The 24026-nt window shown below is 47.4% G+C and carries 20 protein-coding genes and 1 pseudogene; 14 read left to right on the top strand and 7 right to left on the bottom strand.

Annotation, left to right across the window (positions count from 1 at the left end; genetic code table 11):
• Positions 1-32 precede the first annotated feature (32 nt).
• The 3 genes from HP398_RS02620 to HP398_RS02630 all read right to left on the bottom strand — a co-directional run bounded on the left by HP398_RS02620 (position 33) and on the right by HP398_RS02630 (position 4000).
• Complete coding sequence (locus tag HP398_RS02620) at positions 33-1361, bottom strand: GntP family permease (RefSeq protein ID WP_017248367.1); 1329 nt, start codon at positions 1359-1361, stop codon at positions 33-35.
• Positions 1362-1386: 25 nt separating this feature from the next.
• A complete protein-coding gene (locus tag HP398_RS02625; RefSeq protein ID WP_173621731.1) occupies positions 1387-2937 on the bottom strand; it encodes a gluconokinase in 1551 nt (516 codons plus the stop codon).
• A 196-nt stretch (positions 2938-3133) separates the two neighbouring features.
• A complete protein-coding gene (locus HP398_RS02630) occupies positions 3134-4000 on the bottom strand; it encodes a MurR/RpiR family transcriptional regulator (RefSeq protein WP_173621732.1) in 867 nt (288 codons plus the stop codon).
• 171 nt (positions 4001-4171) lie between these two features.
• Here HP398_RS02630 and gnd point away from each other — a divergent pair, with 171 nt between their 5' ends.
• Together gnd and HP398_RS02640 are read left to right on the top strand one after the other, a co-directional pair.
• Positions 4172-5068 (top strand): phosphogluconate dehydrogenase (NAD(+)-dependent, decarboxylating), encoded by an 897-nt coding sequence (gnd, locus tag HP398_RS02635; protein WP_017248370.1) that lies wholly within the window; start codon positions 4172-4174, stop codon positions 5066-5068.
• A gap of 239 nt (positions 5069-5307) precedes the next feature.
• A pseudogene (locus tag HP398_RS02640) lies at positions 5308-5763 on the top strand (enoyl-CoA hydratase-related protein); the annotation flags it as partial.
• Here the strand turns inward: HP398_RS02640 and HP398_RS02645 are convergent.
• The gene (locus tag HP398_RS02645; RefSeq protein WP_173621733.1) at positions 5764-6468 is read right to left on the bottom strand and encodes a MerR family transcriptional regulator; all 705 of its coding nucleotides are present in this window, start codon (positions 6466-6468) and stop codon (positions 5764-5766) included.
• Between the two features lie 178 nt (positions 6469-6646).
• On the opposite strand from HP398_RS02645, the gene HP398_RS02650 reads away from it, so the two are divergent.
• Both HP398_RS02650 and HP398_RS02655 read left to right on the top strand, forming a co-directional pair.
• On the top strand, positions 6647-7912 hold the full coding sequence (locus HP398_RS02650; RefSeq protein ID WP_173621734.1) for a class I SAM-dependent methyltransferase: 1266 nt from the start codon (positions 6647-6649) through the stop codon (positions 7910-7912).
• 2 nt (positions 7913-7914) lie between these two features.
• Positions 7915-10500 (top strand): metallophosphoesterase, encoded by a 2586-nt coding sequence (locus HP398_RS02655; RefSeq protein WP_173621735.1) that lies wholly within the window; start codon positions 7915-7917, stop codon positions 10498-10500.
• A 52-nt stretch (positions 10501-10552) separates the two neighbouring features.
• Here HP398_RS02655 and HP398_RS02660 read toward each other — a convergent pair whose 3' ends face one another.
• Both HP398_RS02660 and HP398_RS02665 read right to left on the bottom strand, forming a co-directional pair.
• Positions 10553-11968, bottom strand: coding sequence for an alanine/glycine:cation symporter family protein (locus tag HP398_RS02660; protein ID WP_173621736.1), 1416 nt, complete (start codon positions 11966-11968; stop codon positions 10553-10555).
• Positions 11969-12011: 43 nt separating this feature from the next.
• The gene (locus HP398_RS02665; RefSeq protein ID WP_035291144.1) at positions 12012-12989 is read right to left on the bottom strand and encodes a glutaminase; all 978 of its coding nucleotides are present in this window, start codon (positions 12987-12989) and stop codon (positions 12012-12014) included.
• Positions 12990-13206: 217 nt separating this feature from the next.
• Here HP398_RS02665 and HP398_RS02670 point away from each other — a divergent pair, with 217 nt between their 5' ends.
• The 7 genes from HP398_RS02670 (at position 13207) to HP398_RS02700 (ending at position 19805) form a co-directional block, all read left to right on the top strand.
• Positions 13207-14517, top strand: a complete 1311-nt coding sequence (locus tag HP398_RS02670; protein ID WP_035291059.1) for an ATP-binding protein — start codon at positions 13207-13209, stop codon at positions 14515-14517.
• A 4-nt stretch (positions 14518-14521) separates the two neighbouring features.
• A complete protein-coding gene (locus HP398_RS02675; RefSeq protein ID WP_017248377.1) occupies positions 14522-15454 on the top strand; it encodes a response regulator in 933 nt (310 codons plus the stop codon).
• 155 nt (positions 15455-15609) lie between these two features.
• Positions 15610-16359, top strand: a complete 750-nt coding sequence (locus tag HP398_RS02680) for an alpha/beta fold hydrolase (RefSeq protein ID WP_173621737.1) — start codon at positions 15610-15612, stop codon at positions 16357-16359.
• A gap of 7 nt (positions 16360-16366) precedes the next feature.
• A complete protein-coding gene (locus HP398_RS02685; RefSeq protein ID WP_173621738.1) occupies positions 16367-16966 on the top strand; it encodes a TetR/AcrR family transcriptional regulator in 600 nt (199 codons plus the stop codon).
• A gap of 193 nt (positions 16967-17159) precedes the next feature.
• Positions 17160-17822, top strand: coding sequence for a GntR family transcriptional regulator (locus HP398_RS02690; protein ID WP_017248380.1), 663 nt, complete (start codon positions 17160-17162; stop codon positions 17820-17822).
• A gap of 11 nt (positions 17823-17833) precedes the next feature.
• On the top strand, positions 17834-19171 hold the full coding sequence (locus HP398_RS02695; protein ID WP_106833959.1) for a serine hydroxymethyltransferase: 1338 nt from the start codon (positions 17834-17836) through the stop codon (positions 19169-19171).
• Between the two features lie 145 nt (positions 19172-19316).
• Positions 19317-19805 carry a MarR family winged helix-turn-helix transcriptional regulator gene (locus HP398_RS02700; RefSeq protein WP_173621739.1) on the top strand — a complete coding sequence of 163 codons (489 nt, stop codon included), beginning with the start codon at positions 19317-19319 and terminating at the stop codon, positions 19803-19805.
• A 22-nt stretch (positions 19806-19827) separates the two neighbouring features.
• On the opposite strand, the gene HP398_RS02705 is transcribed toward HP398_RS02700, so the two are convergent.
• Positions 19828-20715 carry an NAD-dependent epimerase/dehydratase family protein gene (locus HP398_RS02705; protein ID WP_173621740.1) on the bottom strand — a complete coding sequence of 296 codons (888 nt, stop codon included), beginning with the start codon at positions 20713-20715 and terminating at the stop codon, positions 19828-19830.
• A 201-nt stretch (positions 20716-20916) separates the two neighbouring features.
• Here HP398_RS02705 and HP398_RS02710 point away from each other — a divergent pair, with 201 nt between their 5' ends.
• The 3 genes from HP398_RS02710 to HP398_RS02720 all read left to right on the top strand — a co-directional run bounded on the left by HP398_RS02710 (position 20917) and on the right by HP398_RS02720 (position 24012).
• Positions 20917-21903: a substrate-binding domain-containing protein gene (locus HP398_RS02710; RefSeq protein WP_083261553.1), complete on the top strand. Its 987-nt coding sequence runs from the start codon at positions 20917-20919 to the stop codon at positions 21901-21903.
• Between the two features lie 64 nt (positions 21904-21967).
• Complete coding sequence (locus HP398_RS02715) at positions 21968-22936, top strand: sugar phosphate isomerase/epimerase family protein (RefSeq protein ID WP_173621741.1); 969 nt, start codon at positions 21968-21970, stop codon at positions 22934-22936.
• Positions 22937-22947: 11 nt separating this feature from the next.
• On the top strand, positions 22948-24012 hold the full coding sequence (locus HP398_RS02720) for a Gfo/Idh/MocA family protein (RefSeq protein WP_173621742.1): 1065 nt from the start codon (positions 22948-22950) through the stop codon (positions 24010-24012).
• Positions 24013-24026: the final 14 nt, after the last annotated feature.

Raw genomic sequence — 24026 nt, forward strand, 5'->3', positions numbered from 1 at the left:
TGTGGATGGAAAGACCTGTTTTTCATTTCGGGTTACACGATATAGGATAGTCCCATGATCAAGATGATTGCCACAACAGAAAGAATGGTCTCCATCACTGTCCACGTTTTCAGTGTATCTTGCACGGACATATTGAAGTATTCCTTGATCAGCCAGAAACCGGAATCATTTACGTGAGACAGGATCAGGGAGCCAGAACCTGTTGCCAGTACCAAAAGCTCTGGGCTTGTTCCAGGGATTTGCATCGCGATCGGACCTACGATACCGGCTGCCGTCATCATGGAGACGGTTGCAGAGCCAGTTGCTACACGGATCAAGGCCGCGATTAGCCAGCCCAGGAAAATAGGGGAGATCGCAGATGCAGTAGCGAGCTCAGCAATATAGTCACCCACACCGCTGTTCAGCAGTACTTTGTTAAATGCGCCACCTGCACCGATGACGAGCAAGATTGTCGCGGTTGGGGCCAAGCAATCATTTGTGAATTTGAGAATATCGTCTTTGGTAAAGCCGCGGTTAAACCCGAGCGTCCAGAAGGAAACAATCACGGCAATCAACAAAGACGTAATCGGACTACCGATAAAATCAGCCCATTGGCGAATGGTATTTTCTTTTGGCAGCGTCACATCTGCAACCGTAGCAGACAGCATCAACAGCACGGGGAGCAAGACGGTGAAGACGGTGATCCCAAAGCTAGGCAAATCACGCTCGGATTTTGGTTCCGCCAACTGGGAAGCAAGCTCTGGAGAGATACTGGTCTTGACCCGTTTGCTAATCCAACTGCCGTAGAGTGGTCCTGCAATAATCGCGGAAGGCAGTGCGACAATGATCGAGAGCAAAATCGTTTTACCAACATCCGCCTGGAACAGATCGACAGCGGCCATAGCAGCAGGGTGCGGTGGCACGATCCCGTGGACGATGGACAGGCCGGCTACGAGAGGAATTCCGATTTTGACTAGGGAGACACCTGTTTGTCTGGCAATCGTAAACACAAGTGGAATCAAGAGAACAAAACCAACCTGGAAAAATACCGGAATCCCTACGATAAATGCCACGAACATCATGGCCCAATGTACGTTTTGCTCACCGAAGCGATTGATGAGAGTACGGGCTATGCGTTCGGCACCGCCAGATTCTGCCATCATTTTGCCAAGCATAGTTCCCAAGGCAAGCACGATCGCGATAAAGCCGAGTGTGCCACCCATTCCATCCTTGATCGAATCCACAACTTTTACAAGCGGCATGCCGGATGCGATTCCCACAAATCCAGCGGCCAATAACAACGCAATAAATGGGTTCAGTTTGAAGCGAGTAATGAGAACGAGCAGAAAGATGATAGACAGCAGTGTTATGACGAGTGGCATGATGAACCCTCCCTAGTTGTTGTCTCTAGTTGTTCAACCGCTTTTGGAATTCAGCTATCAGCTTGTACTCTTCCAGCAGGTTGTAATAAACACGCTCGTATATATAGAAAAGCTCCAAATGCTCCAAATAGACACTGGATCGTTCCAAATCAGGCTCATGGCGATGGGAAATATGAATCATCTTTTTCACATCTTGCAAATGATCCATTGCCCCCAGGGCATGCATCGCCAAGAGAGCGGCACCAAAGCTCGAGCTTTCATGACTCTCCGGAATCAGCACTTCATACCCGAACATGTCGGACATAATCTGGCGCCATTCCCGCGAGCGGGCGAATCCACCCGATGCACGGATTTCCTTGGCTCCACCTGCCAGGTCGCGCAGGGCGATACCGATGCTGTAGACGCTAAACAAGATTCCTTCAAGTACAGCTCGGATAAAATGCTCGCGCTTATGATGGAGGCCGATACCGAAGAAGGAGCCTCTTGCTTGGGCGTTCCAGTACGGAGCTCGTTCGCCGGATAGGAAGGGGAGAAAGAGCAACCCGTCTGCACCAGCTCGAACATGCTCAGCAGCTTGGATCATGACTTCATAGGGATCGACGCCGAGCTGTTTGGCTTTTTCCACTTCGGGCCAACTGAATTCATCACGGAACCAGCGAAGCATGATCCCACCGTTGTTCGAGGGTCCGCCAATCACCCAATGATTTTCCGTCAGCACGTAGCAGAATGTCCGTCCTTTTGGATCGGTGATCGGTTCTGGAACTACGGTTCTTACAGCGCCACTCGTGCCAATCGTGATGGCTACTTGTCCATGATCAATGGCTCCGATGCCGAGGTTTGCCAAAACCCCATCGCTAGCACCGACAACGAAAGGCGTATCTGGATCGATTCCGATCTCTTCCGCATAACGAATCTTCATTCCTCGCAGGATATGAGTAGTCGGTACAGGCTCACTGAGATGTTGCTTGGAAATGCCTGCGACTCGTAGCGCGTCCTCATCCCAGTTGAGCTTTCTCAGATTGAACAGCCCCGTAGCGGAAGCAATGGAGTAATCGACGATATACTCACCAAAAAGCCGATAAATGACGTACTCCTTAATCGAAATAAACTTGGCTGCCCGCCGAAACGTATCAGGCAAATTCTCCCGTAGCCACATGATTTTGGGCAGGGGAGACATGGGATGGATAGGCGTGCCCGTCGCTAAGTAAATCTGATGACCGACACTGTCTGCTTTTAGTCGATCTGCTTGTGCCACGCTCCGATTGTCAGCCCAGATGATGCTGTTCGTCAGGGGATTGCCACTCGGGTCGACAGCGATCAGACTATGCATGGCAGTAGAGAAGCCAATACCACCGATCTCGCTTTTGGCAATGCCTGCATGCTCCAGCGCTTGCTTCAATACCTGGATGACAGCAGCAAAAATCGTCTCCGGTTCTTGCTCAGCCCAAGACGGTTGGGGAACGAGTAGCTGATAATCGATATTACCCGTACCGCGGATGGCGCCGGAAGGAGTGAATACAATTGCTTTGGTACTGGTTGTCCCGATATCAAGCCCGATAAAATAGGTTTGCGTCATAGAAGTCACCCCTAATTGAATACGCTTTCAACGTGTTGTCATGGAGATAACGCGATTATATCGAAATTTTTTTCATTTGTTAAGCATTAAGAAAAAAATTATTTCATAATTGAACACTTCACACGATGCTTGTATGATTTGCATTTTTCTCCTGCAAGTTGCAAGAGGAGGGTAAGCAAAAGAAAAAACGCCTGATTTACAGGCGTTTGAGTGAGATGGCTTCGCGGATGTGCTGGATATTGGCGATCGTATCATCCTGCCTCCGTAAGGATACGGCTACATAGAGCAGATCAATTAAGCTAAGCTGAGCAAGCCTGGACGACAGGGCTTCTGTACGAAATACCGTTTCGCGTGAAGTCGTGTACAAGCACATATCTGCCAGACGCACGAGAGGAGATTTTCCATAGCTCGTAATGCCGATTGTTTTTGCTCCGGCATCCTTGGCAACCTGGAGGGCTGCCAAAATATCTTTATTGGACCCAGAGTGGGAGATGCCTACGACGACAGCACCTTTGGTAAGCAGAGAGGCAGACATTACTTGATAGTGAGCATCAGAATGATAGAGACAAGGGATGCCTGTCCGCATAAATTTGTGGTACGCATCCTGTGCGATGACGGCTGAGCCTCCCGAGCCATAAAACTCGATCCGGTTTGCGTTTTCCAAACAGGAGACGATTTTCATTAACTCATCTTTATTGATAATCTGCTGTGTATCTCGAATCGTCTCGATATTCGCTGTGAAAATTTTTTCAGCAATCGCACTGACGTCATCGTCGTCGAGGTTGATTTCTTGGTGAATGGTTTGCTTCGGATTCGTGACTTCACTCGCCAAGGCGATCTTGAATGCTTGGTAGCCGCGAAAGCCCAGTCTGCGACACAGACGAAATACGGTAGCATCTGCACACTGGCATTGGTCGGCTAGCTCCGTGATCGAGAAGTGAATAATTTCACTGGCATGCGCCAACATATAGTCGGCGATCTGTTGTTCTTTCCCGCTTAATTGCGTATAGATGGCGCGTAATTGCGTGAGCACGCGAGGAGCAGGCGGGGTGGAAGCGTTCATCAATAGGTACCTCCTAACGTTCCATTGTGGATCTGTACTGATAGTATAAGGAAAATCAGACTCCTTTTCATAGGTTCGAAAAAATTTTCTTCATTTTTGATGAAAGATGAAAATTTTTATCTTATAATACGTGATAACGGATATGATCCAAAAAGGAGTGACGTACACGATATGAAACTTGCGATCCTCGGATTAGGAAAAATGGGGTACAATCTCACGCTTAATTTGCTCTCGCATCAGCATGAGGTCGTCGCCTATGATGTAGATTCTACGCGAGCAGAAGAGTTGAGTCATGAAGGCGCGATTCCAGCATTTTCGGTGGAAGATGCTGTGGCGAAGCTGCCGATACCTCGCGTAATATGGCTGATGGTACCGGCAGGAGAGATTGTGGATCAATTGGTTGATCAACTCTCTACCTTGCTTGCTGCAGGGGATATCGTCATTGACGGTGGCAACTCTCATTACAAGCAATCATTAGATCGCTATGCTCGCTTAAAGGAAAAGGGCATTCACTTCATGGATGCAGGTACGAGTGGAGGCATGGAGGGAGCGCGCCACGGAGCATGTATGATGATTGGTGGAGATCGAGAAGCCTTCACACATATTGAGCCAATGATTCGCGACATTAACGTCGAAAACGGATATTTGTATGCTGGGGAAGCGGGCAGCGGCCACTTCTTGAAAATGATTCATAACGGGATCGAATACGGTATGATGCAGGCGATTGGGGAAGGCTTTGAGGTACTTGCGAAAAGCCAGTACAACTACGATTTTGCCGAGGTCGCACGCGTGTGGGCAAATGGTTCCGTCATTCGTGGCTGGCTGATGGACTTAACAGAGCGAGCTTTTCGAAAAGACGCCAAGCTCGATGAAATCCGTGGGGTCATGCATTCTTCCGGGGAAGGAAAATGGACGCTGGAAACCGCGCTGGATCTACAGGCAGCCACACCCGTGATTGCGATGTCCTTACTGATGCGTTACCGTTCGTTGGACGAGGATACGTTCCACGGAAAAGTGGTCGCAGCCTTGCGCAATGAATTTGGCGGACATGCCGTAGAAAAGAAATAAGAAATGGGATGACCGTAAAGGTGCTTCGGTGGTTGAAGCTCCGGGGTCATCCTTTTTTGTTTTGTATATGGAAGAAGAAGCAATTTTCATTTGGAAAGCAAAGTATGCATGTATCGCCCAGAAGTTTGCCTGGTCGAAACGCGCTTTTTTATTTAGTAGCTTCTAAAACGATGGGAGGATGGAAAGATGAGCGTTGAAGAGGTTGTTTTGTACAAAGAATGAGAAAGGAATCGTGACCGGGAGAAAAAGCATTTTCGGCCGGCGCTGACATCTCGTATCTGCATCAAGCGACACCGTTGGAAGTAAGGGATTTTGCTCAGTTGGCCGTTTCGGTCACGAGTCAGATCGAATCGTTGGGAAAAGTAGTCGTTGCAGCAATAAACGGCTATGCGTTGGGCGGGGGCCTTGAGATCGCTGAATCGTGCACGCTGCGTATTGCGGTTCACCATGCCAAAATGGGACATCCAGAAGTACGAATTGGAGCAGTGGCGGGCTTTGGTGGAACAACCAGACTCCCTAGGCTGCTGGCAGTGAAACTAACGTGGGACTCGATTCATCGAGGGAGTAACCTGACAGTAGAGGAGTCCGCACTACTAGGCGCAGACTACTTCGGACTCGTGGCATCCACCGAAGACTTCCGGGAAGGAACCAAAGCTTTCTTAGACAAGACTCCACCGCGTTTTACAGGAAGATAATCATACGAGCTTCAATACCTCACACAATTCAACCAACCGCCTAACTCCGTACATCTGATGGCGATTGCGATCGTGAATGCTTCTGATCGCATCCGTCGTCACTTTTTTGGCCTGTTCAATACTTTGATTTTCTACTGCTTGTACAATTTCTTTCATGTTCGTTAGAAAATACACCGTATTGCGCAATGTGCGGATAAGCAAAATCTTCCGTATATCCATGGGAGTGAATTGGCGGTAGCCATTCTCAGGATCTCGTGGCAGTACAAGCAAGCCTTCTTTTTCCCAATGGCGGATCGCAGACGTTGTGACTCCTGTGTAAGCAGCGACTTCACCAATCGTCATGCGGTTTCGCCACTTTTTGTTTGGAGGCAAGGGGAGATCGAGATTTTCCAAAAGCTCGAGTGTTTGGTCTGCTGCGACCTTCTCTTGTTGGAGGTTGGCCTGTTCTTTATTCACGAGCCAAAAGGCAGCATCCATATCCGCTTTTTGAAGCGATCGAAGGACTTCACAGGTGACAGCGACACCAAAGCCGGGAAACATGGCGCGCAGGCAACGAAAATAGGCAAGATGGATTTCTGTATAAATTCGATACCCATTGTCTGCACGATCAGGAGCAGGAACGACTCCCCATGATTCATAATGGCGCAAAGCACTCGTACTAATATGTAACTCGCGAGCGATCTCAATCGGCTTGTAATAAGGCATCTGATGCACCTCCCGCTGGTTTGTTATCGCGGATTTCACTATACCAAGAACAGCAAATTGAATCAAATGCTTCTGTTAATGGGAAAGTCGTAATACTTTTACCCTGTTCAGCAGGTGGATGGAAAGGCGAATATTGTCAGTAGGTATTCATTCTTCTTTTACAGAGGTGAGACAACGTATGGCCATTGTTCAGCTACGATCACAGAATCCGGACTTTTCGTACATGATCAAGAAAAATCCGAATTCCGGACTGAGTTTACGATCTATTCGAAAAGGCATCGCATACGGGTGGTTTTCCAATACGGATACATACAACGTTTACTTTAAAGACGCAGAAAATGAGGTCTCCTATAAACAATCCGAACAGGAGCATTTTGAATATTTGAATGTCTCCCGGTACAATACACCCTTGTTTCCGTTAAATGCGATTAATGAGTTTTTTTCCGCTCCAATGAAGCAACATGACGAGCGGGATGCAGAAGGGTATGAGCATGTTTTTTTCATCAACATGATTCACATCGAACGACTGCTGTATCTGACATTTTTTGAGAAGCACCTCAAGGACTTTACCTTTGAACTCAAGCACCACGCCGATAAAAGCTACGCTCTGACCATCACAACGAGAACGAGTCTGCATCAGCTTCTCCACGTCGTGAGTGTGCTCTGTCTATTCTTGAGTATGTTTGGAAAAGAGTACATCGACATATCCGATAACATCCTGGATAAATACATCAAAAGCATCCATGTTATCGACGCACCTTTTTACATACGAAGCCTGTTCGCTCGCAACTTCCTGACAACGAGAGAGCGCTATCGCAAGTACAAGACCGAGATCGAGAAGACGAACCGCTACCCCATTCAATTGGAGTACGGCAGCACCGGTTTGCAGAGAAGGAACTACATCGCGAGTAAGCTACCTTTTACCAAATCTATTGTAGATATCGGATGTGGAGAAGGCTTTTATGCGATCCCGTTCGCTACCAAGCTGCCGCAGTATTACTATGCCATCGATATCGATGAACAATCGCTGGAAGTAGTGAGACGCAGGGCTGAGGAAAAAGAAATCTCGAATCTGATTTTGTTCCGCTCGCTTGATCAGTTTTTGCAGGATTACAACGGTGAGCAGGTAGATGTCATTTTGACTGAGGTCATCGAGCATATGAGCAAGGAAGAAGCGAGAGTGCTCATTAAGCAAATCTGTAGTCGATTGGATTTTGACCATTTTGTCATAACTACACCGAACTCGGATTTCAATCCGTTCTATGAACTGGAAGGCTATCGCCACGACGATCATAAATGGGAAATGGGACAAGAAGAGTTCCAGGCATGGATGACTGAGATCATGGAAGAAGCCGGGGTGCAGGGCCAATTTGTATCCATTGGTGACGGCGTGAATGACATACACACCACACAAGGCGTCATTGTCCAGAGAAAGGGGGCGTAACGATGCTGTTACAGACGCAGGTTCACACGATTTTTATGCTCGTCGGTCCCACTGAGTGTGGGAAAACGACTTTTGCCAAGGAAGTACTCATGCCGAGGCTTTCTTTTGAAGATGAACAAAAAAACGCAAAAGCAAATGTCCAATACATTTCCTCGGATAGCATTCGCCAGGAACTGCTGGGCTATGATTACGACAAGTATGATCAGGTGATGCTTGAGGCCAGCGAGCAGGCATTTCAGCTCCTGTTTGAAAAGCTACGCTTGGTGACATCGTTTCCGATCAACGCCGAATTCGTGGTTGTCGATACAACAGGACTAGCAGAAGACTTCCGTTCGAAAGTCCGCGAAATTGCAGCCGAGAACAATTACCGATTGGAGGTGATCCTCTTTGATTATCGCAATCGGGAAGATTACTATGCATCCGAGCGGTCAAAAAAACTGATTACCAACCATATTCTCCGGTTAAAGCAAGAAGTGCTTCGGGCATTATCCAAGGAAGGGTACCACAACATACACCGGATACGGCACAAAGATTTTTACGCACTAGCTGATGGGGTGGCTAATCCACGTTATGAGGTCGAGATCGAAAATAAGGATGCCTATCTGGCTACGATCCTTCCCAAAGACCAAACATACATTATCATCGGAGACATTCACGAATGCGTCCACGAATTAAAAGGTCTCCTGCAAAACTACGGATTCAAGCTCGAGGACAATCGTCTCATCTCGACTGACAAGGTGCAGCATACCAAAATCATCATAGCAGGGGACTGGATCGACAAAGGAGCGCAAACCAGGGAGATCATCGAGTTTCTATACGAAAATCAACAGCATTTCTTGTTTGTTGTCGGGAACCACGAAAATTTTGTCTACAAGTACTTGCGAAAGGAATTAAAAGGGGTAGACCCGCAGCTATTGGAGAATTACTTTGATTCCACACACGTCCTGGAAAAAGATGCTGAATTAACAGCGATGTTCAATCACCTGTATACGCTCGCTCAGCCGTTTTATCGATCGAACGCACTGACTGGTCCGTCCTATTATGTAACACACGCTCCCTGCAAAAAGAAGTATATGGGAAAGCTTGATACAAATTCGATGCGGCGCCAACGTAATTTTCGGATAGACCGAACAGCTTCATTGGAAGAGCAACTCGCATTTTTGACGGGTGAAGCGGTCAGTAACCATCCGTACCATATTTTTGGACATATTGCGGCACAAAAAACGTTTCGCCTGAAGAACAAGCTCCATCTCGATACAGGATGTGTGCACGGAAATGCTTTGACCTCCGTCGTGATCGCACACAAGCCGTTTTTCAAATCGTTTCAGTCTGAGCATCGGGTGATGACTGATGAGCTGCCGACCTTGTTCCATGCAGAAAAACAAGTATCCATGGAAGATTTGGAAGAGGAAGAACTCCGTCGACTCCGTTACTGCTCGCAAAATAAGGTCAATTTTATTTCCGGAACGATGCCTCCGGCGGATAAGGATCAGGCGACTCAGGAATTGGAGTCTTTGAAGGCAGGGCTGGACTATTTCGCGAGTCGAGGCATTCAGCAAGTCGTGTTACAGCCGAAATACATGGGTTCGAGATGCAATCTCTATCTCCATCATGATCGCGACAAATGCTTTGCGATCAGCAGAAACGGTTATGCCATCAATCAAGTTGATTTGACACCAATTTATGACAAGCTACATGCAAGGTTCCGCGAATACATGGAGCAGAATGAAATGGCAATGCTCATCTTGGATGGCGAATTGTTGCCGTGGAGTGCAATAGGGAAGGGCTTGATCGAAAAGCAGTTCAAACCAATCGAATCCGCGCTGCACAGTGAATTTGCATTTTTGCAGGAAAATGGTTTTGAAGAGGCGCTTCACCAACTCATTCACAACTATGACGAGAGCGGATTCGAAAAAGACCAGTTCCACCTTTCCAAGAGTGCGCTCACGGAAAAATTCGGATCGAGCTTGTATCAAAACTACAAGTATGTACGAGAAATCAAAGAGAGCTACGTTCCTGTCGACAAGCATTTGGAGGCCTATCACATTTACCAAAAACAGATGGAGCTCTATGCAGGAGAAGGGGAGCTAGCCTACAAGCCATTTTCCATTCTAAAGGCCATCTATTTGAATGGGGAGGAGCAATTGCCGAAATGGGATACATCCGATATGTATCGCTTCGTAAATGACGATCATTTTCTCGCCATCGATTTGTCTGAGCCGAATGCATATGAACTAGCGACACGTTACTTTTCCACGATTACACTGGAAAACAAGATGGAAGGAATCGTGATCAAGCCAGAGGTTATCGATCAGAAGGTCGTTCCTGCCATGAAGGTTCGCAATCCGGAGTACTTGGCGATTATTTATGGCTACGACTACCGTTTTCCACACAAGTACCGAAAGCTGTTCAATCAGAAAAATATTACGCAAAAGCTCAAGACTTCGATGAAGGAACACAGGCTGGGGGAGCGGATGCTTGGGTTCAAATTCGACGACATTTCACCAGAAAATACGGAATATCAAAAAGTAGTCGCAACGATGCTCTTTGAAGTGGCGAAGGAAAAAGAGATCGATCCGCGATTGTAAATGAAAAACGAGAAGCCGCTACCACACAGGCTTCTCGTTTTTATTCGTAGAGCTATTTGTTGGAGGAAGGAGTAGCATTATCCCAGGCTTCAATATTATCGAGACCTTCAATACTGTCCTTGTAGAACACAGGATCTTTTCCTGCTTTTTTCTGTTCCAAATAATCATGTAGCGCAGCATAGGCGACTTTTGACAACATGGCGATCGCAATCAGATTGACGATGACCATGAGGCCCATGAACAAATCGGCCAAATCCCATACGAGCTGTACCTTTGCCACTGATCCGAACAACACCATGGCGAGTACACTTAAACGATATAGCATGAGCCATGCTTTGCTTGTCTTTAAAAACTCGATGTTGGTCTCGCCATAATAGTAGTTCCCGATCAATGTACTGAAGGCGAACAGGAATACCATAATGGCAAGGAAGCCAGACGCCCAAGAACCAATATGAATGCTCAGTGCTGCTTGGGACAGCTCAATGCCACTCAGTCCTTGTTGCGTGTATGCGCCGGACAGCAAAATAATGAAAGCTGTGCTTGTACAGATCACGAGGGTATCGAATAGAACACCGAATGCTTGAATCAAACCTTGCTTCACTGGATGGCTTGTCGTTGCTGTAGCTGCAGCGTTCGGGGCACTACCCATACCAGCTTCGTTAGAGAACAAACCACGCTTGATGCCGTGCATCAGGGCTGCACCCAGGGTACCACCCGCGAATTGCTCGAATCCAAACGCGTTTTTCACAATCAACGCGATCAGTGCAGGCATCTCGGTGATGTTCATCATCACAATAAACAGGGCCATACCTATGTACAACACGGCCAAGACAATCACGATGTACTCAGACATTTTTGCGATGCGTTTCACACCACCGAAAATAATCAATGCAAATGCGATCGTCATGATAATTCCGATTGTCAATCGGTCGGTACCGAACGAATTTTCAAAGGCAATTGTGATAGTGTTGGATTGCACGGCGTTAAATACGAGACCAAACGAAAGGGTGATGAGGACAGCAAACAGTGCTCCCATCCAACGTTTGTTCAGCCCTTTTTCCATGTAATAAGCCGGACCGCCACGAAAACCGTTTTTATCCTTGATTTTATAAATCTGAGCGAGCGTACTCTCAACAAAACTGGATGCCGAACCGATAATGGCAATGACCCACATCCAGAATACGGCGCCAGGACCACCTAAAGCAATGGCAATGGCAATTCCTGTAATGTTCCCTGTGCCGACACGCGCGGCCATACTAATAGCGAAAGCTTGAAAAGGGGAGATGCCACCATCGTCTTTCGCTCTGCCTTCTTTAATGGAACGGATCATTTCCGGCAACATACGTACTTGCAAAAATTTACCTCGGAAGGTAAAGAACAAGCCTAACGCGATTAGCATGACAATGATAATATAGGACCACAAAAAATCGTTTATGGAAGCTGTTACATCAAGTAGGAATTGTTGCATCGTGTCACCTCGAATTTTTTTATGAATGTTTCCTTAGTATTCTCTAAAAAATCGTTACATCCCATTCCTGAGCCATATGTTTTAACAAAGAAACGCCCGCTACACTGTTTCCACAACCATCAATGGAAGGTCCAAAAATACCGATTCCACAACCATCTTGAAACGGTGAATGTGGTTTGCGGTTAGGAGGAACCAGTGTCATGATTCCGCCAGAGACGCCACTTTTTGCTGGCAGGCCAACATTCGCGGCGAATTTGCCCGATGCATCGTACATGCCACAGGTGAGCATCAGTGCTTTGGCTAAACGGACGACATCTTTCGGGAGAACTTGTTCGTTGCGCATCGGATGGTAGCCATCGAGTGCCAAAAGGAGACCGATCAAGGCAATTTGCTCGGTGGTAACTTCAATCGAGCATTGGGTGAGATAGACCTCCAAAGCGTCTTCCACTTCGCACGCCAAATAGCCAGTATCCTTTAAATAGTGGGCGAGTGCCCGGTTTCTGTGAGAGTTTTCCCATTCGGAAAGAAACACTTCCTCGTTCACCGTTGGCGTTACACCAGTAATTTTACTGAAAAATGCATACAAGTAACGCAGTTTATGATCCGGTGTTTGACCAGGGAGAAGTGAAGAGGTCGTAATCGCTCCCGCATTGATCATCGGATTAAAAGGCTTACCTGGTTTGTTCATTTCCAGACGGATAATGGAGTTGAATGCATCTCCAGTCGGTTCTACATCTACCCGATCCAACACGTAAGGGATACCATGGTAGCAGCAAGCAGCAATAAAACTGATTACTTTGGAAATACTTTGCATCGTGAAAGGAACTTCCCAGTCACCCGCCGTGTGCATTTTTCCTGTAGGCTCGATGATACAAATACCTAACTGATTCGGATCCGTTCTGTCCAAAGCAGGGATATAACTGGCACATTTTCCTTCAGATGCCTTGGAACGATATTGTTCCACCCATTGTTGTAATTCATCCACGAGTAAAACCTGTTGAATCAACGCCTTTCCCCCCAAAAATCGAATACATTGCTCTAACGCGAAGTGTATAGAAAGCGCTTCCATGCTTCGCGAAATACATATAATGATCACTTTACAACCACCCTACAAAATAAAACAAAAACTCACAGATTGTTTCATGTGAGTTTCACATTTTTTTTGAGACTTGTGCTTTTTACACATTCTCGATAAAAATAGATAGGGGCATCAAGAAACAACATGGGAAGTGAGAGGCATGCGTGTTCAGACACAAGTAAAACGAGATTGGTATATATTGGCGCTCATGCTCATTACGGTCCCGTTGGCAGGAGAGTTGAAATTTTATCCCGTCAATGAGACATTTCGAATTAGCTTTGGAGCTCCTACCTTTTTCTTCTTTTTATTACTGTTTCAACGAATTCCATCTGTGCTCGCTGGCTTTTTGACGGGGATGACGGTCGTATGCTTTCGGATTGTGATCGACCTCATCGCGGGGAATCATACAGCATGGGAGGCTTCCCTCCAAGCGCATTATTCTAGCTTTTTCTTTTATTTCGCCTATTCTGTTCTGTTTTATCTAACCGGAATGCGCCGTTTTCACAACAGGACGATTCTGGTTGGATTGATGGGGATGGTCATTGAGGTATTGGCTGATCTGTTGGAGGTTCTATCCCAATATGTGCTACTGGATACTGTCCTCACTTGGGGAGCGGTGCAAGAGATGCTTGTCATCGCGCTATCCCACAGCTTTATCGTGATTAGTTTTCTCAATATGATGAAGCTGTACGAAGCACAGTCGCGGGAGCAACAGACAAGAAAACAGAACGAGCATATGCTGATGCTGATTTCAAACCTGTATGAGGAATCGATTCATCTGAAAAAAACACTGCAAAATGCCGAAAGTATCAGTATGAAGTCTTTCGAGCTATACCAGGGCTTGCATGAGCTTCATAAAGAACAGGTAGTATCTTCGAATGTAGAGAGCTTCGCCAAGCGTGCATTGATTGTCGCAGGCGAGGTTCACGAGATTAAAAAGGACAACCAACGTATTTTTGCTGGGCTTCACAAGCTGATATCCGATGAAAGCATTTCGGACTACATGGACATCCATCAGCTCGTGGACATTATTAATCGAAGCAATATGAAGTATGCAACTTTGTTGGAGAAGGACATACAAATCACAGCTTCCATTTCGGGGACACATCCGCTCTACCATGTTTTCATGATGCTTTCCCTAATCAATAATCTGGTGGCAAATGCAGTGGAAGCCATCCAGCAAACAGGAGCTATTTCCATTGAAATTGATCGGATAGGCGATGTTGTGGAAATCAGAATCAACGATGACGGACCGGGGGTACCTCCGCGGCGAAAGGCTTTGCTGTTCAAGCCTGGCTTTACTACGAAATACGATCGAACCGGCAACCCCTCTACAGGGATCGGACTGTCTTATGTACAACAATTGGTGGAACAATGGCAAGGAGAAATCTCCTTACAGGATGGAGTAGATGGGAAGGGGACAACATTTCTCATGCGATTACCAATTGATCCGATAACGAAGAAAGAGTGAGAAGATGCTGTTTTATTTAGTTGATGACGATGATGCTGTACGTCTTATGTTGACGGAAATCATTGAAGACGAGAATCTGGGCGAAGTCGTGGGGGAAGCATCTGACGGCTCGATGGTAGACGGTCATACGTTAACCGCACGCAACGTAGATATTTTGCTGATCGATTTGTTCATGCCCAACCGGGATGGGATTGAGACGATTCGACAAGTGAAGCCGACATTCACAGGAAAGATCGTCATGATTTCTCAGGCAGAAACGAAAGATTTGATTGCCCAAGCTTACGCCCTTGGAAGTGAATACTACATTATCAAGCCCGTAAACAAGATCGAAGTCGTGACCATCCTCCAAAAAGTGATCGAGAAAATTCGCCTAGAGCGTTCGATACGGGACATTCACAAATCGCTGAATGCCGTCATGCAAGTGGACCAGCAGCCTTCCGGACAACTTCGTCCGTCACAGGGCAAACCACTTCGAGAGGCGGGTCAGTTTCTGTTAACGGAGCTGGGTATCGCGGGAGACAATGGAAGCAACGATTTGCTAGATATTTTGGACTTCTTGCATGGATACGAACAGACGCATACGTTTAAAAATGGATTTCCAGCCCTGAAAGAGATTTTTGTGGCAGTTGCACAGGACAGGATCGGAGTAGCAGTGGACGATCCACAAGTCGCCAAGGTTGTCAAAGCTTCTGAGCAGAGAGTCCGTCGAGCGATCTATCAGTCGCTGAATCATTTGGCGTCTCTTGGGCTTGCAGACCTCTCGAATTGGAAGTTCGAAAATTACGCTTCGCAGTTTTTTGATTTTACATATGTGTGGAAGAAGATGGCGGAGTTAAAGAGCAATGCCGCATCGCCTGGTTCAGATATTCGGATTAATATGAAAAAGTTCATTCAAGTGCTGTATGCAGAGGCGAAGCGTATTCAGTCGGAAGCGTGATTGTTCTGTGTCTGACGTGAAGAGGTAAGTCCTGATCATGTTGATTAGGGCTTTTTGTTTTGTATGGGAATGCAATTGTTTATTATTGACTAAACGTTCATTCAATAATAAACTGGGATCATATACCAAATCTACAATTCACGGAGGGATCACCGATGGATTTGTACTATGAGGTTACAGGAGAAGGAAAACCAGTTATTCTCTTGCACAGTGGCGGTGCTGATTTGCGAGATTGGACGTTCGTCGCGCCGATTCTGGCGAAGCATTATCAGGTCATCGCTTTCGACGGACGCGGATGCGGGAAATCGCCGTCTCCAACAGAGACAGCGAACTACGTCGATGATTTACTTGCTGTCATGGACCATCTCCAGCTGGACGAAGCCACGCTCGTAGGGCACTCGATAGGCGGTCGAATTGCTATGGATTTTACGCTGACTTATCCGCAGCGAGTGAGCAAGCTCGTGCTGATTGCTCCTGATGTGACAGGGTATACACCGAGTCAGCCGTTCACGGAATGGATGCAGAAAATCCAAGCAGCACCGGATGTTGACCGAATGGTAGAGCTGTCCTTATCGGCCTGCCCGTACCGCTTCGTGATGGCAAGTCCGCAGAAGGACCTACTGGTAGAGATGGCGAAGCATAATCTAGCGAAAATGTTCGAGTGGGCGACATGGGAGTCCGTATGGCCGCAGCCCCCTGCCATTGAGCGGCTCAAAGAATTAGCCAATCAGGCATGCTTCATTATCGGGAAGGAAGATGCCCTGGATGCGCAGCGGATTGCTGAATATTTTAAAGAAGTATTACCAGAGAGAAGGTTTATCGAGATTACGGGTGCCGATCATAAACCGACGTTGACGCATCCTGAAGAAATCGCTCGCGCTATCACTGAATTTTTGGAGGATTGACTAAACCGTGCCTCGTACCCCAGCTGAAAATGAACGTATTCGCCAAGCCGCAAAAGACAAAATCCATGCAGCTGCGATGACGCTCTTCATAAAAAAAGGCTACCACGCGACCTCAATCGACGATGTAGCGAAACAGGCCCAGATATCGAAAGGACTGCTTTACAATTATTACAAAGGCAAAGAAGAGCTTCTCGCCGCGATGGTCCAGGTACGGATCGAGGAAGTAAAAGAAGTGATGGAGGCTGCTACGAAGCTCGCAACGCCGCACGAACAGCTGCGCCATATTGTCGACGGTGCGCTTGATAACGTTTACCAGCGACCGGATGTCTATCGTTTTTACTTGAATTTGCAGACGCAGCCCGAAGATGATCGGGTACTTGCTTCTTACAGAGAGCAATTAAATGAGGAGTCACGCAGGCAGTTTGAAGTCCAGTGCCAGATATTCAAACAGTTAGGCGTAAAGCAGCCCAGATTGAGATCGCTCTATTTTTCTTCCGCGCTCCAAGGCGCAATGCTGATGATGACGACTTATCCGGAAGGGTTTCCGGTTGAAGAGATGAAGGAGCAGATTGTACGGGAGTATTGTTGTCCTCCGGCAGAATTATAGCGTTACGTTCAAAAATGAAGAGGCTATCCCATTCGTAAATGATACTGGTGGGGCAGTCTCTTTTTCTGTACGTTTGGTATAACTGCTAATAGTTAGAGGGGGAAAATCATTCGATTTTCAAAATCACGCGCGCGGAAAATATATCTAAATATTTAAAATTGACAGAAATAAACAAAACCAATATATTGGTTTCATGGACACAAACCTAATCAAACAAATCGAACGCCCCACATTACGCGAACAAGTATACCAAGGCTTGAAGAAAGCGATCATCATGCTAGAACTAAAGCCAGGACAACGAGTCAACGACAACGAGCTGGCGGCTTTATTTGGCGTCAGCCGAACACCTGTGAGAGAAGCGCTCAAACGGTTGGAGGACGAAGGGCTTATTGAATCCGTTCCGGGCTCTCTAACGCGGGTGACACCCTTACTTGAAAAGGAGGCGAAGAACGCTTTTCCTGTTGTTGCGGCCTTGCACGGGTTGGCAGCACGTTTGGCGATGCCACTTGAGTCAGAGGTCATCCGTAGTCTGGAGGAGTGGAATGAAAAGCTGGAGGTCGCACTCGAACAGCAAGATGTGATTAAAGCGATCGAAGCAGATGACGGCTTTCACGATGTGATCCTCGAGGCTGCGGGGAATCGTGAAATCTACCTGGCACTTGAGCGAGTTGTACCGAAAATTCGGCGTTTGGAATTTGCTCGGTTCGGTTCCTTAGAAGGGGTGGAATCAGTAGAACAGCATCGCAGAATTATCGAAGCGATTCGAGACAACAACAGTCAGCTTGCCTCTTCTTTGATGGAAGAAAACTGGATCAACCTCGGCAAATTGCTTACGAACACTTCCAATGATGAATAGGGGGTAATGGCATGAGTACGGTTGAAATGAAGGGGGAAGTACATGATTCACGTGTTTTGCAATGGGCGCGTTCCATTATCGAAGAGAGTCCATCCCACCGTCTGATCCAGCAAGAGATCGTGAATGCTGTCAACCGCAATGCGATTTGGCGAGGCGAGGAATGCCTGAATTTGCTCGCACCAGAAGCACCCACCACGCCCATCGTACGTCAACTGCTCGCTTCTGAGGTTGGTACTCGCGCTGCGGAAGGACATATCGGCAGCACACAGAGATGGTTCGCTGGCACGAAATATATCGATGAAATCGAAGCGTTATGTGTTGAGCTATTGAAAAAAGTATTCCAAGCCAATTTTGCTGACCATCGATTGGTAGCGAGCATGATCGGTAACATGACAGTCTACGCGGCGTTAACGCAACCGGGCGACACGATTATGACGATCTCGCAACCGTTTGGGGGGCATTCCAGCAATCGGGTAGACGGGCCTGCTGGCATTCGCGGTTTGCAAATTGTCGATGTGCCAATGGACCCCGTTGAGCTTACCGTTGATCTGGACGAGTTCGCAAAGGTCGCACGACAAGTTAGGCCAAAGCTTGTTACCTTAGGCGCCTCAATGACCTTATTTCCATTTCCACTGAAGGAGATGGCTGAGATCGTGAAAGAATGGGGCGGTCGCATTTATTTTGACGGCGCACACCAGCTGGGATTGATCGGTGGCGGTCAATTTCAGGACCCGTTGCGAGAAGGGGCATGTGTGATAACTGGCTCTGCTGGCAAAACGTTTAGCGGTCCACAAAGCGGCATCATCGTCTGGAACGACCCGGAACTATCGGTACCGATTACAGATGCCATCTTCCCAGCACTTGCCGCGACACATCAAGTCAACCGGGTAGCGGCATTGGCTGCAGCGGCGGCGGAGTTTTTGGCGTTTGGCAAGGAATACATGGCGCAAATTGTGACGAATGCACAAGCACTGGGAAAAGCATTCGATGAACGGGGAATTCGCGTGCTTTGCGCGCACAAAGGCTATACACGTACACACCAAGTCATTCTGGACGTAAAAGAGTTTGGCGGTGGTTACGAGGTAGGCAAGCGGTTGGCAGAAGCGAACATCATCACGAACAAAAATTTGATTCCAGGTGACGGACCAGAGGATTGGGACTTCCCAAGTGGTTTGCGTATCGGGACGACAGAAGTCACTCGCTTTGGCATGAAGGAACAAGAGATGAATACGATTGCAGAGCTGATTGTAAGTGTGTTGTCAGGCAGGGAAAAGCCCGAGGTAGTCCAGTCTAAGGTGATCGAATTGCGCAGATCGTTTAGCAAGATGCAGTTCTGCTTCCCAGAATAGAGTAGGTAGGATAAACACCGTATGTCAGAGTTCAGACCTGGCATACGGTGCTTTTTCGAGTCGTATGTGGACTCTCATTCTTGACAATGTCATTTCTTTTCGTAAATAATCGATTGATACCATCAAAGAATGGGAGTCTAAACGGATGAGTACAGACCATACAAACTCGGATGTTACCATTGATCATACGACGAAAGAGCTGGCTCTCGTATTTGGTCAGTTAAAGCGGATCGGACATGTTTTCAGTCCGTCGAAAGACCTCCGTCAGAGCGAATTGAATTTGCTTGTTCACTTGACCTACGTAAGTCCCCCAGGCACGAACGGCATCAGAGTTTCCGAGCTAGGTAAGCAGTTGAAAATAACGTCAGCAGCTGTGACGCATGTCATTCAGTCACTCGAACAGCTTGGGCTTATCACCCGTACCGTGGGACCCAAGGATCGACGCTCCATTCTCGTAGCCCCTACGAAAGAGGGCTTTGATTTTGTGGCAGCGAGAGAGCAAGAGCTGTTTAATCGTTTTCAGCAATTGCATGAGCATCTTGGTACGGATGATGCGCAGGCACTCATACGCATATTAACGAAATCAATCAGATTCCTGCATACGTATCAGGATAGCGATGAAGCACGACCATAGTTCGATGACGGACTATGGTTTTTTATTGTTTATGATAAGTACCTTGCTCCAGCTCTTTGCGGATCGAGTTCGCAGAGGGGCTCCATTGCAGCTGCTGTTCCGCACGCAATCCAGATATTCTCTGGTTGATGCTTGCCCCCCAAGCGGCTGGTCCTAATGCTTTGGCCGCATCCTCATAACTCCATGATTCCACTTTTTCTATCCCAGCTATTTTAGCAATCGAAGTCATGAGTTCTTTCGTCGTGATCATTTCCTTGGAAGTTGCATTGAATAATGATCCTGGCTGTGCTCGTAAAAAAGCGCATTCGTAAAGTCTCGCTAAATCATCAACATCGATCGTAGACCATGCCGTTTGCCCGTCATCGATATAGTTGGCTGATTGAGAGAGCTTCGCCCTTTGAATCGTTGCTTGGACGAGTCCACCGCCTCGACCGTATACAAGCGTTGGACGTATGACGATCGTACGAATATTACGCTCGGCTGCTCCTAAAACTTCCTGCTCCTGGTTCGCTTTCCATTGGAGAAAAGGCAACGGATCAAGAGGAGAGTCCTCATTCACGACATTCTCGTACGTATCGTTATAGATCAGCGTACCGCTCGTATAAATAAATGGCTTCCCAGTGCCTTCCAAACCTTTCAGCATGGCTTGAACCGCTGCTACATCGAGTTTTTCCATATCAGGTGTGTGCGAGATCGCCATATGAATGACACCATTGAATTTTTTAACACTTTCTGTTAGCAGTGTGGTATCCGCAAGATCGCCAACAATAGGGGTGAACCCTTGTGAGAGCAACAGCTCCGCTTTCTCTTCCGATCGAACAAGTCCAGCAACCTGATACCCCAGAGACTGAAAATGCTCGGCGACTACAGATCCAACATAACCTGTTATTCCTGTAAGCAAAACATTCATGACAAAACCTCCTTCATACATAATTAATTTAGTAACTAAATTATATGGTACATTATTTAGTAACGTTCTCGTGATGTCAACAGCATTTATAATTAACTGAATATTGACAAAACAAAAGCTGGGTGTTATTTTCAGATTAGGAAAACGTTTACCCGTTAGATAGAAAGTGAGTGAAGAACCATTACTGTAACCATTAAAGACATCGCACAACTCGCCAACGTTTCCATCGCGACTGTTTCGCGCGTGCTGAACAATTCCAAGCCAGTCCGTCCAGAGCTGCGAGAAAGAGTCTTGAAAATCGTGCAAGAGACGGGCTTTCAGCCGAATGCGATTGCCAGGAGCTTGGTTAGCAAAGAAACCCGCATCATCGGGGTGATGATTCCCGATATCTCCAACAATTTTTACTCCAATCTCATTTACGGAATTGACAGCGTCATTAGCGAGTACGACTACAGCATGTTTTTGGCCATATCCGATGAAGTGGTGGACAAAGAGCTGAAGTACTTGCGACTGTTCAAAGAAAAACAAATCGATGGTGTCATTATCGCGAGTATTCATTTCCTGGAGGGCAATATCCAGACGCTGCAAGAGATTCAGGTTCCCCTTGTTGTTACCGGCCACGATTTGCCCGGCTATCAGATTCCTACTGTCAACGTCAATAATGTGCAAGCCTCCTATGATGCTACCGCCTATCTCATCTCGCAAGGCCATACAAAAATCGCGTGTATATCTGGTCCGTTATGGGACCCGCCGTGCGGTCTGGATCGCATGGGGGGTTACCGAAAAGCCATGCGGGCACATGATTTACCCATCCATGAAGGATTCGTCGTGGAAGGAGAGTTCACAGCCAAGAGCGGTTACGAAGCCATGCGCCGTATTTGTGAGGAAAAAATTCGTCCGACGGCCGTTTTTGTCGCCACAGACCTGATGGCGGTTGGCGTCCTCAATTACTTGTACGATCATGGCATTCGTGTACCAGAAGACATCTCCGTCATGGGCTTCGACAATTTGGAGCTTGCCTCACTTTCCCGCCCCATGCTCACCACCGTGCACAATGACCCGTTCATGTATGGAAAAGCCGCAGCAGAGCAATTACTCAGACAAATCCGCCATGAACCTGTAGAGAGAATGAGCGCCGTCCCACACCATCTCGTGATTCGCCAAACTGTAAGCGCTTTATTGGAGTGAGGCAACAAGTCTTACCATATAGAAGAAGCAAACGAGTTTACGCATTCAAAAGGGGTGAAGAGATATGAAGCTTGGCGTATTTACCGTTCTTTTTAGCGAGAAGTCGTTCGAAGAAATGCTGGATCATGTGAAGGCAGCAGGTTTAGAGGCGGTGGAAATCGGCACAGGCTGCTATCCGGGCAATGCACACTGCAATCTGGATGAGCTGTTGGAAAGTCCAGAAAAAAGACGAGCGTACAAAAAAGCAGTAGAGGATCGGGGATTGATAATCAGCGCGCTTAGTTGTCACGGCAACCCGTTGACACCAGATAAAAGCTTTGCGCAGCAGTCCCACGATACGTTTGTGAAAACGGTACAGCTAGCCGAGATGCTGGAGGTGCCTGTGGTCAATTGCTTTTCTGGCACGGCAGGCGACCACGAAGGAGCGAAGTACCCGAGCTGGCCGGTTGCTCCTTGGCCCAATGAGTATCGAGACGTTCTCCATTGGCAATGGAACGAGAAGCTCGTCCCGTACTGGCGCGAATGGACTGCGTATGCGACTGAGCATCATGTCAAGGTTGCGTTGGAGCTACATGGCGGCTTTCTCGTACACACGCCAGGGACACTGCTGAAGCTGCGGGAACAGGTAGGCGAGGGGATTGGGGCAAACTTCGATCCAAGTCACATGTGGTGGCAAGGGATTGATCCGGTAGCTGCGATCAAAATCTTGGGCAAAGAAAAAGCCATCTATCATTTCCATGCGAAAGACACGTATATTGACCAGGAAAAAGTGAACATGTACGGGCTGACGGATATGAATTCCTACGCCAATCTACATGAACGTGCTTGGTATTTCCGAACCGTAGGCTATGGGCATTCGCAGCAGAAGTGGGCGGATATGATGAGTGCACTGCGTATGAATGGATACGATTATGTCGTGAGCATCGAGCACGAGGATGCCATCATGTCGATTGAGGAAGGCTTTTCGCGCGCTGTTCAAAATCTACAGCAAGTCATCTTGCGAGAACCAGTCCAGAATCTATGGTGGGTGTAGGAGGGGAGAAAATGACGAATCGGCGCAAATGGAAAATCGGAATCATCGGTGCAGGTGGGATTACAGAAGCACACTTGGAGGCGATCAAGGAAGAGCCGCGAGCAGAGGTAGTTGCCATTGCAGATATTTCCGCAGAAATGGCTTCCTATCGTGCAAAGCGACATGACATCCCGCAGGTTTTCACCGAATACGAGGCCATGCTACAAGAGTCTGATACAGACGCGATCATTGTTTGTGTCCCGAACTACTTGCATGCAGAAGCAACCAAAAGTGCGCTTGCAGCAGGCAAACACTTGCTGTGCGAAAAGCCGATGGCGATGAATGCCCAGGAAGCAACAGAAATGATCGAAGCCGCGAAGAAAGCAGATAAAATCCTCATGGTCGCACAAAACAACCGATTCCGAAGCGATTCCCTACAAGTCAAAACGTGGCTGAAAGAAGGAAAGCTGGGAAACATTTATCACGCCAAGACCGGTTGGGTCAGACGAAATGGAATTCCAGGATGGGGAAGCTGGTTTACACAAAAAGAATGGGCAGGCGGCGGTCCGTTGATTGATATCGGCGTACATATGCTCGATTTGACCTTGTGGCTCTTGGATCATCCAAAGCCTGTATCCGTCCTCGGGCAAACGTACGCGCAATTCGGGCCTCACAAACGTGGCTTGTCAGAGTGGGGCAGGATCGACGATAGCGGGAAGTTTGACGTGGAAGATATGGCTGTAGCGATGATCACTTTTGAAAACGGATTGTCGCTTACGCTTGATGCAAGCTGGGCTTCTCACATTGAAGAGGAAAACGTTTTCCTTCAACTGTATGGACAAGAGGGCGGGGCATCCCTGCGTTTATTGGATAACCAGTTCACGCTTTACCACGAGTGGAACGGCGTAACTGCCTCGACAGAAATAAAACCAAAGCCTCAAAAAGAACGCGTACTCTTATTCCGTAATTTCATCGACGCCATCGAAGGGAAGGCAGAGGTTCTCTGCACACCGGAACAAGCCTTGTACATCAACAGATTGATCGAAGCCATCTACGCATCCGCACAAAAAGGTGAAGCAGTGCGTTTTAAAACATAGCATAGGGGGTTACT

It is taken from the genome of Brevibacillus sp. HB1.4B (assembly GCF_013284285.1).
In the GTDB taxonomy this organism is placed as follows: Bacteria; Bacillota; Bacilli; order Brevibacillales; family Brevibacillaceae; genus Brevibacillus; species Brevibacillus porteri.

What these genes read in the sequence shown, in the direction of transcription:
- HP398_RS02620 (WP_017248367.1), bottom strand. Translation starts at nt 1,361, where the DNA reads ATGCCACTCGTCATAACACTGCTGTCTATCATCTTTCTGCTCGTTCTC.
- HP398_RS02625 (WP_173621731.1), bottom strand. Translation starts at nt 2,937, where the DNA reads ATGACGCAAACCTATTTTATCGGGCTTGATATCGGGACAACCAGTACC.
- HP398_RS02630 (WP_173621732.1), bottom strand. Translation starts at nt 4,000, where the DNA reads ATGAACGCTTCCACCCCGCCTGCTCCTCGCGTGCTCACGCAATTACGC.
- gnd (WP_017248370.1), top strand. Translation starts at nt 4,172, where the DNA reads ATGAAACTTGCGATCCTCGGATTAGGAAAAATGGGGTACAATCTCACG.
- HP398_RS02645 (WP_173621733.1), bottom strand. Translation starts at nt 6,468, where the DNA reads ATGCCTTATTACAAGCCGATTGAGATCGCTCGCGAGTTACATATTAGT.
- HP398_RS02650 (WP_173621734.1), top strand. Translation starts at nt 6,647, where the DNA reads ATGGCCATTGTTCAGCTACGATCACAGAATCCGGACTTTTCGTACATG.
- HP398_RS02655 (WP_173621735.1), top strand. Translation starts at nt 7,915, where the DNA reads ATGCTGTTACAGACGCAGGTTCACACGATTTTTATGCTCGTCGGTCCC.
- HP398_RS02660 (WP_173621736.1), bottom strand. Translation starts at nt 11,968, where the DNA reads ATGCAACAATTCCTACTTGATGTAACAGCTTCCATAAACGATTTTTTG.
- HP398_RS02670 (WP_035291059.1), top strand. Translation starts at nt 13,207, where the DNA reads ATGCGTGTTCAGACACAAGTAAAACGAGATTGGTATATATTGGCGCTC.
- HP398_RS02675 (WP_017248377.1), top strand. Translation starts at nt 14,522, where the DNA reads ATGCTGTTTTATTTAGTTGATGACGATGATGCTGTACGTCTTATGTTG.
- HP398_RS02680 (WP_173621737.1), top strand. Translation starts at nt 15,610, where the DNA reads ATGGATTTGTACTATGAGGTTACAGGAGAAGGAAAACCAGTTATTCTC.
- HP398_RS02690 (WP_017248380.1), top strand. Translation starts at nt 17,160, where the DNA reads ATGGACACAAACCTAATCAAACAAATCGAACGCCCCACATTACGCGAA.
- HP398_RS02695 (WP_106833959.1), top strand. Translation starts at nt 17,834, where the DNA reads ATGAGTACGGTTGAAATGAAGGGGGAAGTACATGATTCACGTGTTTTG.
- HP398_RS02700 (WP_173621739.1), top strand. Translation starts at nt 19,317, where the DNA reads ATGAGTACAGACCATACAAACTCGGATGTTACCATTGATCATACGACG.
- HP398_RS02705 (WP_173621740.1), bottom strand. Translation starts at nt 20,715, where the DNA reads ATGAATGTTTTGCTTACAGGAATAACAGGTTATGTTGGATCTGTAGTC.
- HP398_RS02715 (WP_173621741.1), top strand. Translation starts at nt 21,968, where the DNA reads ATGAAGCTTGGCGTATTTACCGTTCTTTTTAGCGAGAAGTCGTTCGAA.
- HP398_RS02720 (WP_173621742.1), top strand. Translation starts at nt 22,948, where the DNA reads ATGACGAATCGGCGCAAATGGAAAATCGGAATCATCGGTGCAGGTGGG.